We start from the raw sequence: 16,537 nt of genomic DNA, 5'->3' as shown, positions 1-16,537 counted from the left end.
GCCGATGCGGCCCCAGCCTTGCCAACGTCGATACGCTTCGTTAACAGTCGCAAGCCATCGGCCTGCGGCCACGCGGCACCGCAGGCCATCAGAGAATAGCCTGCAGCCCCTTGTCCGCGATGACATTGAGCAGCTTGAGCGCGGGGCCGGCAGGGCGGGTTTCGCCCTGCTCCCACTTGCGCACTGTCGAAGCGGTGGTGTGCAAATGCAGCGCGAACACTGGCTGGCTGAACTTCAGGGAGTCGCGCAGGCGCTTGATGTCGGCCGCCTCGAATTCCCGCACCGGCGCTGGACAGATCGCGTCGAACTGACGCATCGTCACCTTGCTGATCGCGCCCGCTTCGTGCAGCGCAGCCAGGTCGCCACGCAGGGATTCAATGATCTTGCTCACAAGGTACCTCCAGTAGCACGCCCAGGCTCAGGGCAGTCGCAAGCGCATCGGCGGACAGCTCCAGGAACACCTTGCCCGCGAATTGCAACGCCTGCGTTTCTTCCCTTGTGATGTTCGCCTTGTCGCGCTTGGGAAACCCGTGCAGGAATATGTGGCGCTTGCCGATCCGGGCCGACAGCAGGGTTCGATAGCCGCCGCGCTTGCCTGCGCCGCAGCGGGCGACCCGCTGCTTGTAGAGACCACCGCCCAGATTCGCATCGACCAAGCCGCTCTCCATCTCCTGAACCGCCTTGCACAACGCGGCGTCGGCCAATTTCTCGCGTGCCTGCCAGCGCGCAAAATCCCTGCGTTTGAAAGTACGCGTCATCACTATCCCAAAACTATACCCGAAACGGGTATAGTTTTCGATACTCATAAATCGGAGTTACTGCTAGTGCGGCAACTGTGAACTTAGCCCAGGAGCATCGCCTTCTGCCTGGCGACAGTGAGCATTTCGTCCCTCCGACACAGGCTCAGCAACAGGCCTATGCCCGTTGTAATAGCACTGCGAAAAAAGGGGCGGGTCAGGAATACCTCCCAACCTGCCCCTTGTCCGACCTGCCGAATCATTCATTCTGAAAGCAAAATGCCCGCAGATATGTGACAGTTCCCGCACGATGACGGCCATACAACAACCGTCCGTCCTCTCGGTTGCCCGAGGAAATATTTCGGCGTACAGTAAAATTCATGTTTGCTGGTCTGCCGATATCCGGGCCGACTGTGCAAACAAGCACTAGAGTGCGCAACATGTTCGATATCCTGGTTTATCTGTTCGAGAACTACTACACGCCGCAAGCCTGTCCCGCGGCCGACGTCCTGGCAAAGCGGCTCGCCGCGGCCGGCTTCGAGCATGAAGACATCGACGACGCCCTCGGCTGGCTGTACGGCCTGGCCGAGACCACCGAACGCTGCGTCGATCTCGCCCAGGTGCCCAACACCGGCACCCGGATCTACACCGACAATGAATACCAGCAGCTCGGCTCCGAATCCATCGGCTTCATTGCCTTCCTGGAATCGGCCGGCGTGCTGCCCGCGCCACTGCGCGAAATCGTCATCGACCGTGGCCTGGCGTCGCCCGAAACCCCGGTGCCGCTGGACAAGATCAAGATCATCGCCCTCATGGTGCTCTGGAGCCAGGAAGCCGAGATCGACAATCTGGTCCTGGAAGAGCTGCTGGACGACGAGGGCGTGCGGCGCCTGCACTGATCGCGGCCGCGCCTTGCCGGCCGTCCGCCGTTCTCCCCATTTCCTTTCCGGCGCCGCGCGCATGCGCGGCGCCTTGCCTTTTGCCCTGAACTGATCTGTCCGTGACCTACGTCGGCCGCTTCGCCCCCAGCCCCAGCGGCCCGCTGCACGCGGGCTCGCTCGTGGCCGCGCTGGCCAGCTGGCTGGACGCGCGCGCCAGCGCCGGACGCTGGCTGCTGCGGATCGAGGACGTGGACACGCCACGCACCGTGCCGGGCGCCGCCGAATGCATCATGGCGCAGCTGCGGGCGCTGGGCCTGGACTGGGACGGCGAGATCATGTGGCAGTCGCGGCGCGGCGATGCCTACCAGGCGGCCTTTGACGCGCTGGCCGCGCGCGGGCTGATCTACGGCTGCGGCTGCACCCGGCGCGAGATCGCCGACTCGGCGCTGCGCGGCCAGACCGCGCCCGGCGCCGACGGCGAGCGGCCCTATCCAGGCACCTGCCGCCACGGCCTGCCGCCAGGCCGCGAGGCGCGCGCCTGGCGCCTGCGCATGCCGGACGGCGTGGAACGCTTCGAGGACCGCTGGCTGGGGCCGCAGGAGCAGGACGTGGCGCGGGCGGTGGGCGACATCGCCCTGCGCCGCGCCGACGGGCTGTGGGCCTATCAATTGGCGGTGGTGGTGGACGACGCCGCCCAGGGCGTCACCGACGTGGTGCGCGGCGCCGACCTGCTCAGCTCCACGGCGCGCCAGCGCATGCTGGGACGGCTGCTGGACCTGCCGCTGCCGCGCTACATGCACGTGCCGCTGATCCTGGACGCCGACAGCGGCCTGAAACTGTCCAAGCAGAACGGCGCGCCGGCCATCGACACGAACGCTCCGCTGGCCGCGCTACAGGACGCCTGGCGCGCGCTGGGCTTCGAGACCCTCGACGGCGCGGCCGACCCGGCGGGTTTCCTGGCGCGGGCCACGGCGCAATGGGCGCGCCGCTTTCCGCCTCCGGGCGGCTGAGCGTGCGCCCGGGCCGCCTTTATAGCGGCTGCAAGTCCGCCCCCAGCATCCGCACCAGCAGCGCCTCGCCGTTCTCGCCCACGCGCAGTTCGCCGAACCGCGCGACTTCATAGCGCTTGGCCTGGCCCTCGGGGAAGAAATACGCATTGGTGACGATGCGCACGCTGTTGTCGCGCACGCGGTAGCGCAGCGGCACCTCGCCATCGGCGCGCGGCTGGGTGCCGGGCTGGATGCGCAGGACCTTGCCCACGCCGCGCTCGTCCTGCGCCAGCACCAGGTAGCCGTCCGGCTCGTAGTTGAGTACCTCGTCCTGGGTCAGGGCCGGGTCGCGCGAGCCGTCCTTGCGCAGCCGCGTGACGTCGCGACTGGCGGCGAAGTTCAGCGCCATGTAGTCGCCCTGCATCAGCGAACGCGGGTCCACCGGCGCCAGCTCCAGGATCACGACGCGGCCGCTGCCCAGCAGCTGCTCGCGCTGCCAGATGCTGCCATTGGCCACCGCCAGCACCAGGGCCAGCCCGCCCAGCACGCCCACCGTGCGCCAGCGCAGCACGGCCGAGACCGGCGGCAGGATGGCGCGCGGGCCATCCTCGCGGGTGCGCATCAGGCGCGGCACCAGCCACACCATGACGCGCAGGAAGAACAGCAGCAGGGCGCCGCCGCCCAGCCAGACAGCCTTCTGCAGCAGCGGCACTTCCAGCTGGTAGTAATAGACGCCCAGGTAGACCAGCAGGCTGCCCACGCCGAACACGGTCAGGCTGCGCAGGCCCAGGCCGAAGCCCAGCAGCAGCCAGGCCAGCGCGAAGCCCACGCCGGGGCTGGGCAGCCAGAACAGCGCCAGGATCAGCAGGGCCAGCGGCACGCCCCACAGCAGGCCGGCCGTCAGCACGCGGCGGCGCGGCCACAGCACGGACAGCGCCGCGGCGGCCGGCAGCAAGGCGCCGGCAACCACCAGCACGGCCGAACGCGGGTTGACCGCCCACATGGCCGGCAGCTGCTGGGCGGAAATGCCGCCGGCCAGCCACACCATGCACTGCACCGACAGCAGGAAGGCCCAGGCCAGCGGCGCCAGCGCGCGGGCGCGCGGGCTGGCATCGCGACGGCTCAGACTGAAGGCCACCGCTGCGCCCCAGGCGCCGGTCACGGCGATGGGCAGCCACAGGAAGGCGGCGCGCGCGGAATCGAAGCGCCACAGGGCGTCGAACAGGTTCTCGTCCACCAGCGCGGGCGACAGGCCGCGCCAGATCAGCCCGGCGGCGGCGCCCGCGATCAGCAGGCCGCTGAGGAAGCGCAGGATGAGATCGGTACCCAGCACGTACACCGCCACGGCCAGGGCCAGCACGAACAGGCAGGCGTTGGTGAATGACGTGGAGTCTGATATTCCGAAAATGACCAGCAGCTCGCCGGCAAAGGCCATCGCCGTGCCGCACTGCCGCCAGAACGGACCGGCCTCGCTGCGCAGCACGGCCACGCCGGCCGCGCACAGCACCAGCCCGGCGACCAGCGCGCCTTCCTGCGTGTTGACGATCTGGGACAAGCCGATGAACAGCAGCAGCAGCAGTGTCGCCAGCCAGGCGCTCAGGCCCAGCAGGCATTGCACGTACCAGGGCGCATCGGCGGCGGGCGTCGCGGGCGGAGTGACCTGGGCCACCGGCTCGCCGGCCGGGGCCGGGTCCACGGGATTGCCGGCCGAGGCGCTGGCGGGCTCGGCATCGGCCGCCGGCGCGGCCGTCTTGCCCTCGGCGGCCAGCCCGCGCAGCCAGCGCGCGGCCCAGACCGCCTCGGCCATGAGCAGCGCGGCCAGGGGCAGCGCCGCCCAGGCGCCGGGCTCGAGCCGCAGCAGCCATTCCCCCACGACCCGCAGGGAGACGCAGATCACGCCGGCGGCCAGCATGGCCAGGATGACCAAGTCGCGGCGCACCTTCTGATAATAGAAACCCAGGACCAGCGTGACCACCAGCCAGGCGATGCTGCCGGTCGTGCTGCCGTAGCTGCGGCCGATGAAGAGGTCGGTGTACATCGTCGACATCACCAGCGCGCCGATGGCCAGCGCGGCCAGCAGGCGCGGACCGACCAGGGTGCTGGCGCGCCAGCGGCGCGCGGCCAGTTCCCAGCCCGCCAGCATCGCCAGGTTCAGGCCGGCCACGATCAGGGCGGGCAGGTACGTCGCGCCCAGGAGTCCCCACCAGCTGAAGACCCGCTCGCCCAGCCACAGGACCATGGCCACGTTGACGACCAGGGTCCATAGCAGCCAGACCGCCTGGCTGGCCGCGGCCAGCGCCCAGGGCAGCAGCAGCACGGCCCACCAGGCGAACAGTTCCCAGGTATCGGCGCCGGTCTGGTATGTTTGGCCCAGCAACGCGAGCAGGGCGCCCAGCAGGATGCCGGCCAGCGCCAGCAGGGCGCCGGGGATGGCGCCGCGCGCGCCGGCGGCGGTCCGCAGGCGCAATCCGGCCCAGGCGGCGGCCAGCGCGCAGACGGCCAACAGGGTCTGGGCGCCGGCGAATCGCTGGACCTTGCTCATGTCCTGCCAATTGGCCGCGACCCAGCAAATGGCCGCGCTGCCCAGCAGCAAAACGCCCAGCCAGAGGGTGCTTCGCGCCAGGAATTGACGCCAAGCGTGCAGTTCGGATCCCGCTTGCCTTTCAGTGCCGACTTGCATGTCGAGAATCTCCGATCTTATTATCCGCGCTACTAAGGCGGGTCCGCCGCCACTGGATACACATGAATAAAACGCTGATTATTGCCGAGAAGCCCTCGGTGGCCCTTGATATATCACGCGCCTTGGGAGGCTTCGCGCGCGAGGGCGACTATTTTGAAAGCGAACGTTACGTACTGGCTTCCAGCATCGGCCATTTGCTGAGCCTGGTCGCGCCCAACGATCCTGTCAAAGGGAAGTGGAGCTTCACGCACCTGCCCGTCATTCCGCCTGAATTCGAGCTGGGCCCCACGGACAAGAAATCAGCCGAACGCCTGAAACTGCTGGTCCGCCTGGCCAAGCGCAAGGACGTGGACGCCATCATCAACGCCTGTGACGCCGGGCGCGAGGGCGAACTGATCTTCCGCTACATCATTCAGTATGCCGGCGTGAAGAAGCCGATCCAGCGCCTGTGGCTGCAGTCCATGACCCAGGCCGCGATCCGCGACGCCTTCGCCAACCTGCGCGACGACGTCCAGCTCAAGCCGCTGGAAGCGGCCGCGCGCTCGCGCGCCGAGGCCGACTGGCTGGTCGGCATCAACGGCACGCGCGCCATGACCGCCTTCAACAGCAAGGACGGCGGCTTCTTCAAGACCCCGGTCGGCCGGGTGCAGACGCCCACGCTGGCCATCGTGGCCGAGCGCGAGGAACGCATCCGCGCCTTCGTGCCGCGCGACTACTGGGAGGTGCGCGCCCAGTTCGTGGCCGCCGCCGGCCTGTACGAAGGCCGCTGGATCGACCCGGACTTCAAGAAGGACGAGCGCGACCCGGAAAAGCGCGAATCGCGCCTGTGGTCGCAAGCCGCCGCCCAGAGCGTGGTGGCGGCCTGCCGCGAACAGCCCGGCAGCGTGACCGAGGAATCCAAGCCCTCGACCCAGATGTCGCCGGCCCTGTACGACCTGACCTCGCTGCAGCGCGAGGCCAACGGCCGCTTCGGCTTCTCGGCCAAGACCACGCTGGCGCTGGCCCAGACCCTGTACGAACGCCACAAGGCGCTAACCTACCCGCGTACCGACTCGCGCTACCTGCCCGAGGACTACCTGAACACGGTCAAGGAAACCATGCGCGCGCTGGCGCAGGGCGGCTCGAACGCCGTCGGCGGCCTGGCGCGCCATGCCGGCACCGTGGTCGGCGAGGGCTGGGTCAAGCCCAACCGCCGCATCTTCGACAACAAGAAGGTGTCGGACCACTTTGCCATCATCCCCACGCTGCAGATCCCGCATGACCTGAGCGAGGCCGAGGGCAAGCTGTACGACCTGGTGCTCAAGCGCTTCCTGGCGGTGTTCTTCCCCGCCGCCGAATACCGCGTCACCACCCGCATGACCGAGGTGCAGGGCCATCGCTTCCGCACCGACGGCAAGGTGCTGGTCGCCCCCGGCTGGCTGGCCGTCTACGGCAAGGAAGCCCAGGGCGAGGACGCCAACCTGGTGCCGGTGGCCGACGGCGAGACCGTGCGCACCGAGGACGTCGAAGCCGTGGGCCTGACCACCAAGCCGCCCGCGCGCTACAACGAAGGCACGCTGCTGTCGGCCATGGAAGGCGCGGGCAAGCTGGTCGACGACGAAGAGCTGCGCGAAGCCATGTCCGAGCGCGGCCTGGGCACGCCGGCTACGCGCGCGGCCATCATCGAAGGCCTGCTCAACGAAAGCTACCTGCGCCGCGAAGGCCGCGACCTGGTGCCCACCGCCAAGGCGCGCCAGCTGATGACGCTGCTGTCCGGCCTGGACGTGACCGAACTGACCTCGCCCGAACTCACCGGCGAATGGGAGCACAAGCTCAAGCAGATCGAGCAGGGCGGCCTGGGCCGCGAGGCCTTCATGCGCGAGATCGCGCAGATGACGCAGGTCATCGTCAAGCGCGCCAAGGAATACGAGCGCGACACCGTGCCGGGCGACTACGCCACGCTGCGCACGCCCTGCCCGAAGTGCGGCGCCGTGGTCAAGGAAAACTACCGGCGCTTTGCCTGCACCAGCTGCGATTTCTCGATCGGCAAACACCCGGGCGGGCGCACCTTCGAACTGCCGGAAGTCGAGGAACTGCTGGCCAAGCGCGAGATCGGCCCGCTGCAAGGCTTCATCAGCAAGATGGGCCGGCCCTTCGCCGCCATCCTGCGCATCAGCGACGAGAACAAGCTGGAATTCGACTTCGGCCAGAACGACGAGGACGACGCCGAAGCCGTGGACTTCTCCGGCCACACGCCGGTCGGCGCCTGCCCCAAGTGCTCGTCGCGCGTCTTCGAGCACGGCATGAGCTACGTCTGCGAGAAGTCCGTGGGTCCGGCCAGGACCTGCGATTTCCGTTCCGGCAAGGTCATCCTGCAGCAGGAAATCTCGCGCGAGCAGATGGAAAAGCTGCTGACCGAAGGCCGCACCGGCCTGCTCGACGGTTTCGTCTCCAGCCGCACCAACCGCAAGTTCAAGGCCTTCCTGGTGCGCCAGCCCGACGGCAAGATCGGCTTCGAGTTCGAGCCCCGTCCTGAAAAGCCGGGCCGCGCGCCGGCCAAGACGGCCAGCAAGACGGCGGCGACCAAGACCGCCACCAAGACGGCCACGAAAACGGCCGCCAAGAAAGCCCCCGCCAAGAAGGCGGCGGTGAAGAAAACCGCGACCAAGACCGCCGCCAAGAAAACGGCCAAGAAGACCGCGGCCTGAGCCGGAATGATCGGCAGCCATTGAGGAACGCCCGGGAGACCGGGCGTTTTTCATTGGCGGGCCGCTTGCGACAGGCGCATGACAAACGCCCGGAACCCCGCCGTATTGCGGTATTGTTTACCCCGCTGTACCGCACACGACCGAAGAGGACGACATGACCGCAAGCCCCCGCTCCCCCGCCCGCCGCCGCATCCTGACCGCCGCCGGCGCGCTGGCCGGCCTCAGCCTGATCGAGGGCCGCGTGGCGCTGGCCCAGCCCAAGCTGGGGCGCGTGGTCTACGGGCAGGGCAGCATCGACCCCTTCTTCGCGGCCGGCTATGTGGCGCTCAAGCGCGGCTATTTCGGCGAGGCCGGGCTGGAGGTCGAGTACCTGAATTCCCAGAGCGGCCCGCGCACCAATCAGCTGCTGGCCGCCGGCCAGATCGTGTTCGGCGCCACCGCCGCCACCGCCGCGCCCGCGCTGACGCTGGCCGGCAAGCCGGCCACGCTGGTGTTCGGCTTCGACCGCAAGCTGACCTACGCCAACGTGATCGTGCGGCGCGAGGACTACGACAGCGGCAAGATCAAGTCGCTGAAAGACCTGGCCGGCAAGCGCGTGGGCGCGACCCAGCCGCAGTCCAGCACCTGGCTGATGGCGCTGTACCTGATGCAGAAGGCCGGCGTGGCCGACAAGGTGGACATCCGCCCGCTGGGCGACCTGGCCACCATGCTGGGCGCGCTCAAGACCGGCTCGGTCTCGGCCAGCATGGCCACCATGTCGATGATGGAGCAGGCCCGCCAGGAGGGCTGGGGCGTGCCGATCTTCGACGCCACCACCGAGGCCTCGTGGAACGAGTTCATGGGCGGCGACGTGCCCGGCATCGCCGCGCTGACGCTGGCCGACACCATCCAAAAACGCCCCGAAACGGTGCAGGCCTTCGTCGGCGCGCTGGTCAAGGCGCAGGATTTCATCAGCGCCCATGACGCCGCCGCCATCACCGAGGCGATCTACGACGACTATCTCAGCGCCTTCCCCAAGAGCGCCATCGAGAAAACGCTGGGCGTCTACAAGCAGACCGTGTTCCTGTCGGACAACCTCATCACCGAGGACGCCTACCAGCGCATGAGCGCCATCATGGGCGACGGCCGCCAGTTCTCGAACGACGAGCTCAAGACCGTGCCGTACTCGCGCTGCGTGGACATGAGCTTCGTGCGCCGCGCCCGGGGCCTGTAATGATCGAGCTGGACCGGGTCGGCAAGGCGTACCCCGCGCGCCAGGGCGTCACGCATGCGGTGGGCGAGGTCAGCCTGACCATCGGCGCGGGCGAGTTCGTGTCCATCGTCGGCCCCTCGGGCTGCGGCAAGAGCACGCTGCTGAACATGATCGCGGGCTTCCTGCCGCCCACCGCCGGCGAGATCCGCGTGGACGGCCAGCGGGTCAACGGCCAGGTGCCGCCCAGACTGGGCTATATCTTCCAGAAGGACACGCTGCTGCCCTGGTTCAGCGTCCGGAAGAACGTGGCCCTGGGACTGAAGTTCCAGGGCGTGGCGCCCGACCGGATCGCCAGCCGCGTGGCCGAGCTGCTGGAGCTGGGCCATCTGGCGGACTTCGCCGACGCCTATCCGCACCAGCTCTCTGGCGGCATGCGGCGGCGCGTGGCGCTGTTGATGAGCCTGGCGGTGGAGCCGCGCATCCTGCTGCTGGACGAGCCCTTCGGCGCGCTGGACACGCACACCAAGACGCACCTGCACCGCGAGCTGATCGAGATCTGGCGCACGCTGGGCCAGACCATCGTGATGGTGACGCACGACCTGGACGAGGCCATCACGCTGTCGGACCGCGTCGTGGTGCTGTCCGGACCGCCCAGCCGCGTACTGCTGGACGAGCGCATCGCCATCCCGCATCCACGCGACGTGTTCACGCTGCGCGAGACGCCGCAGTTCACCGCCCACGTGCAAAGCCTGTGGAGCGTGCTGGGCCAGCAGTTCCGCGCCGCCGCCTGAGACCGGACGCCATGACTTCCGCGACGACTCCCCGCCATGAATCCGCCCCCGCGCCGCAGGACCCGCTGCGTCTGGACCGCCGCGCGGCCATCGCCCGCCGCGTCCGCGTCACGCTGTGGCAGGTGCTGATCCTGGCCGTGATCCTGGGCGCCTGGGAGACACTGACGCGCATTCCCTGGTTCACGCAGAACACCCTGTTCGATCCCTTCTTCATCAGCCAGCCCTCGCGCGTGGCCGTGCGCCTGTGGGAATGGCTGCAGCCCGGCCCACGCTCGGTCTGGCCGCATCTGTGGCTGACGCTGCAGGCCACGCTGATCGGGCTGGCGGTGGGCGTGGGCAGCGGCTTCCTGGTGGGCATGACGCTCAGCCGCAGCCGCTTCCTGGCCGATGTGTTCAATCCTTACATCGTGGCCTTCAACTCCATGCCGCGCATCGCCTTCGTGCCGCTCATCACCATGTTCTTCGGGCTCGGGCTGGCGTCCAAGGTGGTCACGTCCTGGTTCGTGGTGTTCTTCCTGGTGTTCTTCAACACCTACAAGGGCGGGCGCAGCGTGGAGCGCGAGCTGGTGGACTTCTGCCGCACGCTGGGCGGCTCGCCGCGCCAGATCCTGTGGCGCGTGCGCGTGCCCACCGCCGCAGCCTGGACCTTCGCCGCGCTGCCCAACGCCATCAGCTTCGCGCTGATCGGCGTGGTGCTGGCCGAGTTCGTCGGCTCCACCACCGGCATGGGCTACCTGATGATCACCGCGCTGGCCACGCTCAACGCCACCGACATGTTCGCCGCGGTCACGCTGCTGTCGCTGGTGGGGATCGCGCTGGTGTATTGCGTGACGTGGCTGGAGCGGCGGCTGCTGCACTGGGCCCCGGAATTCCGCGAATGAGCGGGCCCACCCCCGAGGCGCTGCGCGCCTCCCCCCTCAAGGGGGCGCCGCTGCGGACCGGCAAAGCCGGATCCGCGCGGCCCCGGTCGGGGCGAGCCTGCGATCCAACAAGCACGACGTTTCTTCCCGGTTCCCGTTCCCAGCCATAGGCGAATGACATGAATACCCTGCCTTATCTGCGCAACTTCGAACTCGGCGGCCAGGTCGCGCTGGTGACCGGATCGGCCCGTGGGCTGGGTCTGTGCATCGCGCGGGCGCTGGCCGGCTGTGGCGCGCGCGTGCTCATCAACGGCCGCAATGCCACAGCCGCCGAGGCGGCCGCCGACGCGCTCAGGCGCGACGGGCTGGACGCGCACGCGCTGGCCTTCGACGTGGCCGACGACGCCGCCATGGCGCAGGCTTTCGCCCGCATCGACGCCGAGCATGGCCGGCTGGACATCCTGGTCAACAACGTGGGCGCGCGCAACCGCAAGACGCTGGCCGACACCACGCCCGCCGAGATCCGCGAATTGATCGACACCGACCTGGTGGCCGGCCTGCTGCTGTCCAAGCTCGCGGCCGAGCGCATGGTGCGCCAGGGCGGCGGCCGGCTGATCGCCATCACTTCCGTGGTGGGCGAATTCGCGCGCGCGGGCGACGCCGTCTATCCGGCGGCCAAGCAGGGCCTGACCGGCATGATGCGGGCGCTGGCGGCGGAGTTCGGCGGGCGCGGCATCACCAGCAACGCCATCGCGCCGGGCACCTTCGCCACCGAGACCAATGCCGCGATGATTGCCGACCCCTCGGTCGGCCCGCGCGTCGCGGCGCGCAATCCGACGGGCCGCTGGGGCGAGCCGGAGGAAATCGCCGGCGCCGCCGTGTTCCTGGCCTCGCGCGCCGCGTCCTATGTCAACGGACACGTGCTGGTGGTGGACGGCGGACTGTCGATCCAGTTCTAAGGGAACGCGCCGCCACACTGCGTGCTGCGCGCTTGCGGCCCAGCGAGGGAAACGCCCCCACGCCGCGCGCTACGCGCTTGCTGGCCCCCAAGGGGGCCGTCCTTCCTCGGGGCGGCCCAGCGGAAGGACGCTACCGCTACCGCTACCGCTTCCGCTCCCGCCTCCGCCTCAGCTCGTCTCGTCCTGGTACCAGACGCCTTCGGCCAGCATCATGCGCTGGTGGCCGTGGCCGGCGGGCATCATGGGGAAGCAGTTTTCCTGCGCGGCCACCGCCACGTCCAGGAAGTAGGGGCCGTCGTGGGCCAGGCACTCGGCCAGCGCGGCGTCCAGCTGCGCGGGATCGTCCACGCGCGCCGCGCCCCAGCCGAAGGCGCGCGCAAGCGCCACGAAGTCGGGCAGCGAGGCGTTGTAGCTGTGGCTGTAGCGGCCGCCGTGGATCAGCTCCTGCCATTGCCGCACCATGCCCATGTAGCCGTTGTTGCACAGCACGACCTTGACCGGCGTCTGGTGCTGCATGGCGGTGGACAGTTCCTGGATGTTCATCAGCACGGACGCGTCGCCGCTGACGCAGACCACGGTCTTGTCCGGGTGCGCGATCTGCGCGCCGATGGCGGCGGGCACGCCGTAGCCCATGGTGCCGGCGCCGCCCGAGGTCAGCCAGCGATTGGGCCGGTCGAAGCGCAGGTACTGCGCGGCCCACATCTGGTGCTGGCCCACGTCGGTGGAGACGACGGCGTCGCGGCCGTCCAGCGCGGCGTTCAGGCGCGCCATCAGGTGCTGCGGCAGGATGGACTCGGCCGAGGGCGTGTAGCCCAGGCAGTCCCGGGCGCGCCAGGTAGCGACGCGGTCCCACCAGGGTGCGAGCCGCGCCGGGTCCAGCGGCGCGTCACCCAGCTCGGCGCGCAGCGCCTGCACCAGCGGCAGGCAGTCGCCGACCAGCGCCACGTCCACGCGCACGACCTTGTTGATCGAGGCGGGGTCGATGTCGATGTGGATCTTGCGCGCGTGCGGACAGAATTCCGAGAGCTTGCCGGTGATACGGTCGTCGAAACGCGCGCCGATGCAGACCACCAGATCGGCGTTGTGCATGGCGAGGTTGGCCTCGACCGTGCCGTGCATGCCCAGCATGCCGACGAACTGCGGGCTGGACGCGGGAAAGGCGCCCAGGCCCATCAGCGTCAGCGTGCAGGGCGCGCCGGTGTGGCGCACCAGCTCGGTGAAGGCGGCGCAAGCCTCGGGGCCGGCGTTCACCAGCCCGCCACCACCATAGAAAATAGGACGCTTGGCTTGTGCGATTAGCGCGGCGGCGCGGCGCACGGCCGACTGCGGCAGCTTGGGGGCCAGCTTGCCGGCCTGTCGGCGCGCGCGCAGCGCGGCCAGCTTCTGCTGCGAGGGCGCTGCCGGCACGTCGATGTCGGCGTCATGCGGCACGGCCAGCTGCACGTCCTTGGGGAAATCCAGCAGCACCGGGCCGGGCCGGCCCTGGCGCGTCAGTTCGAAGGCGCGGCTCACCACGGCGGCCACGTCGTCCACCGCGCGGACCTGGGTGTTCCACTTGGTCACCGAGCGCGAGATGCCGATGGCGTCGCATTCCTGGAAGGCGTCGGTGCCGATCGCGGCCGTGGCCACCTGGCCGCTGATGCACAGCACCGGGATCGAATCGCACATGGCGTCCAGCAGGCCGGAGGTGGTGTTGGCCATGCCCGGGCCGGACGTCACGAAGACCACGCCGGTGCGGCCGGTGCTGCGGGCATAGCCCTCGGCGGCATGGACGGCGGCCTGCTCGTGACGCACCAGCACATGGCGCAGGCGCGGCTCGGCGTAGAGCGCGTCGTACAGCGGCAGCACGGCGCCGCCGGGGTAGCCGAAAATCGTGTCCACCCCATGCGCGATCAGCGTGTCCAGCAGGATCCGGGCGCCGTTGGCGGCGGGGCCGGCGGCCGGGCGCGAGGCGGTGGAATCGGCGTCCGGCAGGACGGCAAGGGCGGCGGAGTGGAGGCGATCGTTCATGCTGACTATCTTATTCGTGGATGGGAAGAATTTTTATCTTCTTTTCCACGGATAACGGCCATACGGAGTAAATTCATCTTCAACATGGAGAATTTGAAGAAAATGAACCTGGACAAGTTTGACCTGGCCATTCTGAAGGTGCTGCAGCAGAACGCGCGCGCCAGCCTCAACGACATCGGCGCGGCCGTGGGCCTGTCATCCACGCCCTGCTGGAACCGGATCAAGCGCATGGAAAGCGCCGGCGTGATCCGCGGCTACACGGTGGACATCGACCCGGCCAGCCTGGGCTTCATGGACACGGTGATCGTGCACGTCACGCTGGAAAGCCACAGCGAGGAAACCCTGTACGAATTCGGCCGCGCCCTGGCCCAGATTCCCGAGGTGCTGGAGGCCTTCCTGGTGTCGGGCGACTACGACTATTACATCCGCATCGCCGTGCGCGACACGCGGGACTACGAGCGCCTGCTGCGCGAACAGCTGTACCGAATACCGGGGATCCGGCACAGCAAGTCTTGCTTTGTGCTGCGCCGGTTGAAGGAGACGATGCTGCCGCTGACGGGCGCGGCAACGGCCTAGGTCCGTGCAAACCAGACATGGGCCCTGACCATTCAGGTGTGGCCCGGTTTTCGGATACCGAACATCAGGAGTTTTCCGGCCCGCAAATTCGCAATGGATTTTCGCAGGCGCTTGGCGTTGGCTTTCGTACTAAGCAGATGCAGTGTTTCTTGCATGCCGCTGTCGCTGGTCGCAGGTGCCAGAATAGGGCGTTCGCTGCTCGTGCAAGTAGTCTCGGCAGAGGTATGAGCCTTGCATTCGTCGTGATCCATCACAGCGTAGGTCTCCCAAACAGCATGCCGCATCGAAGCGCCATGCCATTTCACGAGGCGCCTGTGCTCACTGTAGCCGGGCAACTGAACCCAATCTATTGTGGGTCCCCGCAAATTCGCGGCATCCCCGCCCCCTACCTCAGCACATAATCCACCGGCACCGCCGGCTCCGGCAGTGGCCGCACGCCCAGACCTTCCAGCAGGTCGATCTCGATGACGCGCGCCAGCGCGGACAGGGGCAGGTCGTTCTCGTCCTTGCCGAAGGGGTCTTCCAGTTCGTCGCCCAGCGCGTCCAGGCCGAAGAAGGTGTAGGCGATGATGGTGACCGCCACCGGGGTCAGGTATTCCAGCGCGCCCACCAGCCCGAAGGGCAGCAGCAGGCAGAACAGCCAGGCGGTGCGGTGCAGCAGCAGCGAATAGGCGAAGGGCGAGGGCGTGAACTTGATGCGCTCGCAGGCGGCCTGGATGGCGGCGCAGGCGGCGGCGCGCTGGGTCAGGGCCTGGTAGAGGATGTCGGTCAGCTCGCCGCGCCGCAGACAGGCGGCCAGGTCGCGGTTGATGGCCAGCAGCAGCGCGTCCGGCACGTTGCGGCAGCCGGCCAGGGTTTCGGCCTCGTCCAACTGCACCCAGGGCCGGGCGGCGGCAAGGGCGTCCTCTTCGCGCAGGCGCGCGGCCAGCGCGTAGGCGAAGCCGATGCAGCGGCGCACGATGCGCTCCTGCACCGGGTTGGCGGTGCTGGCGGCCAGGAGCACCGCGCTTTCGCGCGCCAGGCTGCGGCACTGGACGATGAGTTCGCCCCATTGCTTGCGCGCTTCCCACCAGCGGTCGTAGCAGACGTTGTTGCGGAACCCCATGAACACCGACAGCGCCAGGCCGAACAGCGAGAAGGGCACGGCGGACAGGTGGGCCGGCGAGAACATGCGGTCGTGGTACATCCACACGACCAGGCCGGCCAGCAGGGTGATGACGAGAATGCGGCTGAAGATGCGCGGAATGATGGAGCCGCGCAGAATGAAGAACAGGGCCAGCGCGGAAGGACGCGGACGGACGATCATGATGGGGTGGGAAGGAAAGGCGAGATGGAAAGAGGAACCGGAAACGAAAACCGGAAAGCAGATACGCGGCGCGCTCACTATACGCCTGTCAAACCGTCATGGACGCGCCGATATAATTCTGTTTCGTTTCATCGCCCCCAAAGGCCCGCAGCCCCATGACCACCGCCTCCGAAGACACCCCCATCAAGCCCTGGCACGCCGTCCGCCGCTCCAAGCTGCACGGCAACGGCGTCTTCGCCGCGCGCAAGATCCCCGCGGGCACGCGCATCATTGAATACGGCGGCCAGCGCATCAGCGCCAAGGAAGCGGACCGCCGCCATCCGACCAATCCGGACGACCCGTTCCACACCTTCTTCTTCGCCCTCAGCTCGGGCCGCGTGATCGACGGCGGCGACGAAGGCAACGACGCCCGCTGGATCAACCATTCCTGCGAACCCAACTGCGAGGCGCAGGAAGGCAAACACGGCAAGCGCGTCTATATCGTGGCCGTGCGCGACATCGCGCGCGGCGAAGAGCTGTCCTACGACTACGGCCTGGTGCTGGACGGCCGCATCACCAAGGCGCTGCGCGACGGCTACCGCTGCCTCTGCGGCACGCCGCCGTGTCGCGGCACCATGCTGGCTCTGTCGGACAAGCAGAAGAAGAAGGCGCAGAAGAAGCTGGCCGAGGCCAGGCAGGCCGAGGCGCAGCCCGTGGCCAAGAGCGCGGACGCGCCCACGAAAAAACGGGGCGGTTCGAAGCAAGCGGTGAAGCCGGGCGCCAAACAGGACGCACTGTTGGACGCAAAGCCGGACGCCAAACCCGCAGCCAAGCAGGACGCGCCCGCGCAAGCGAACGGCCAGGCCGCCACCAAGCCGGCGCGGAAACCC

Annotated in this window: 14 protein-coding genes and 1 pseudogene; 9 read left to right on the top strand and 6 right to left on the bottom strand. The window is 68.5% G+C overall.

Annotated elements, in window-relative coordinates; translation table 11 throughout:
• Positions 1–88 precede the first annotated feature (88 nt).
• On the bottom strand, positions 89–391 hold the full coding sequence (locus tag C2U31_RS05325) for a DNA-binding transcriptional regulator (RefSeq protein WP_103271885.1): 303 nt from the start codon (positions 389–391) through the stop codon (positions 89–91).
• Positions 375–758, bottom strand: coding sequence for a type II toxin-antitoxin system RelE/ParE family toxin (locus C2U31_RS05320; RefSeq protein WP_103276265.1), 384 nt, complete (start codon positions 756–758; stop codon positions 375–377). The genes C2U31_RS05325 and C2U31_RS05320 overlap by 17 nt, the downstream gene beginning before the upstream one ends.
• A gap of 419 nt (positions 759–1,177) precedes the next feature.
• Between C2U31_RS05320 and C2U31_RS05315 the strand changes: the two genes are divergently transcribed.
• Together C2U31_RS05315 and gluQRS are read left to right on the top strand one after the other, a co-directional pair.
• Complete coding sequence (locus C2U31_RS05315; protein ID WP_103271884.1) at positions 1,178–1,636, top strand: DUF494 family protein; 459 nt, start codon at positions 1,178–1,180, stop codon at positions 1,634–1,636.
• Between the two features lie 101 nt (positions 1,637–1,737).
• On the top strand, positions 1,738–2,628 hold the full coding sequence (gluQRS, locus tag C2U31_RS05310; protein WP_103271883.1) for a tRNA glutamyl-Q(34) synthetase GluQRS: 891 nt from the start codon (positions 1,738–1,740) through the stop codon (positions 2,626–2,628).
• 19 nt (positions 2,629–2,647) lie between these two features.
• On the opposite strand, the gene C2U31_RS05305 is transcribed toward gluQRS, so the two are convergent.
• Positions 2,648–5,287 carry a GDYXXLXY domain-containing protein gene (locus C2U31_RS05305; protein ID WP_103271882.1) on the bottom strand — a complete coding sequence of 880 codons (2,640 nt, stop codon included), beginning with the start codon at positions 5,285–5,287 and terminating at the stop codon, positions 2,648–2,650.
• 62 nt (positions 5,288–5,349) lie between these two features.
• Between C2U31_RS05305 and C2U31_RS05300 the strand changes: the two genes are divergently transcribed.
• From C2U31_RS05300 to C2U31_RS05280, 5 genes are all read left to right on the top strand, one after another.
• A complete protein-coding gene (locus tag C2U31_RS05300; protein WP_103271881.1) occupies positions 5,350–7,974 on the top strand; it encodes a DNA topoisomerase III in 2,625 nt (874 codons plus the stop codon).
• A 154-nt stretch (positions 7,975–8,128) separates the two neighbouring features.
• Complete coding sequence (locus C2U31_RS05295; protein WP_103271880.1) at positions 8,129–9,187, top strand: ABC transporter substrate-binding protein; 1,059 nt, start codon at positions 8,129–8,131, stop codon at positions 9,185–9,187.
• Positions 9,187–9,957 (top strand): ABC transporter ATP-binding protein, encoded by a 771-nt coding sequence (locus tag C2U31_RS05290; protein ID WP_103271879.1) that lies wholly within the window; start codon positions 9,187–9,189, stop codon positions 9,955–9,957. Before C2U31_RS05295 ends, C2U31_RS05290 begins: the two co-directional genes overlap by 1 nt.
• A gap of 11 nt (positions 9,958–9,968) precedes the next feature.
• Positions 9,969–10,838 carry an ABC transporter permease gene (locus tag C2U31_RS05285; RefSeq protein WP_233772653.1) on the top strand — a complete coding sequence of 290 codons (870 nt, stop codon included), beginning with the start codon at positions 9,969–9,971 and terminating at the stop codon, positions 10,836–10,838.
• 158 nt (positions 10,839–10,996) lie between these two features.
• Complete coding sequence (locus C2U31_RS05280) at positions 10,997–11,776, top strand: SDR family oxidoreductase (RefSeq protein WP_103271878.1); 780 nt, start codon at positions 10,997–10,999, stop codon at positions 11,774–11,776.
• A gap of 168 nt (positions 11,777–11,944) precedes the next feature.
• On the opposite strand, the gene ilvB is transcribed toward C2U31_RS05280, so the two are convergent.
• On the bottom strand, positions 11,945–13,795 hold the full coding sequence (gene ilvB, locus C2U31_RS05275) for a biosynthetic-type acetolactate synthase large subunit (protein WP_103271877.1): 1,851 nt from the start codon (positions 13,793–13,795) through the stop codon (positions 11,945–11,947).
• 93 nt (positions 13,796–13,888) lie between these two features.
• Between ilvB and C2U31_RS05270 the strand changes: the two genes are divergently transcribed.
• The gene (locus C2U31_RS05270) at positions 13,889–14,362 is read left to right on the top strand and encodes an Lrp/AsnC family transcriptional regulator (protein ID WP_103271876.1); all 474 of its coding nucleotides are present in this window, start codon (positions 13,889–13,891) and stop codon (positions 14,360–14,362) included.
• 32 nt (positions 14,363–14,394) lie between these two features.
• Here C2U31_RS05270 and C2U31_RS30450 read toward each other — a convergent pair whose 3' ends face one another.
• Together C2U31_RS30450 and C2U31_RS05265 are read right to left on the bottom strand one after the other, a co-directional pair.
• The gene (locus C2U31_RS30450) at positions 14,395–14,613 is read right to left on the bottom strand and encodes a hypothetical protein (RefSeq protein WP_158658317.1); all 219 of its coding nucleotides are present in this window, start codon (positions 14,611–14,613) and stop codon (positions 14,395–14,397) included.
• Positions 14,614–14,747: 134 nt separating this feature from the next.
• Positions 14,748–15,668, bottom strand: a complete 921-nt coding sequence (locus tag C2U31_RS05265) for a bestrophin family protein (RefSeq protein WP_103271875.1) — start codon at positions 15,666–15,668, stop codon at positions 14,748–14,750.
• A 155-nt stretch (positions 15,669–15,823) separates the two neighbouring features.
• Here C2U31_RS05265 and C2U31_RS05260 point away from each other — a divergent pair.
• A pseudogene (locus C2U31_RS05260) lies at positions 15,824–16,321 on the top strand (SET domain-containing protein); the annotation flags it as partial.
• Positions 16,322–16,537 lie beyond the last annotated feature (216 nt).

It is taken from the genome of Achromobacter sp. AONIH1 (assembly GCF_002902905.1).
Lineage (GTDB): Bacteria > Pseudomonadota > Gammaproteobacteria > Burkholderiales > Burkholderiaceae_B > Achromobacter.
Note: the sequence above shows the minus strand (reverse complement) of the source record. Positions and strands in the feature narration are given on the sequence as shown.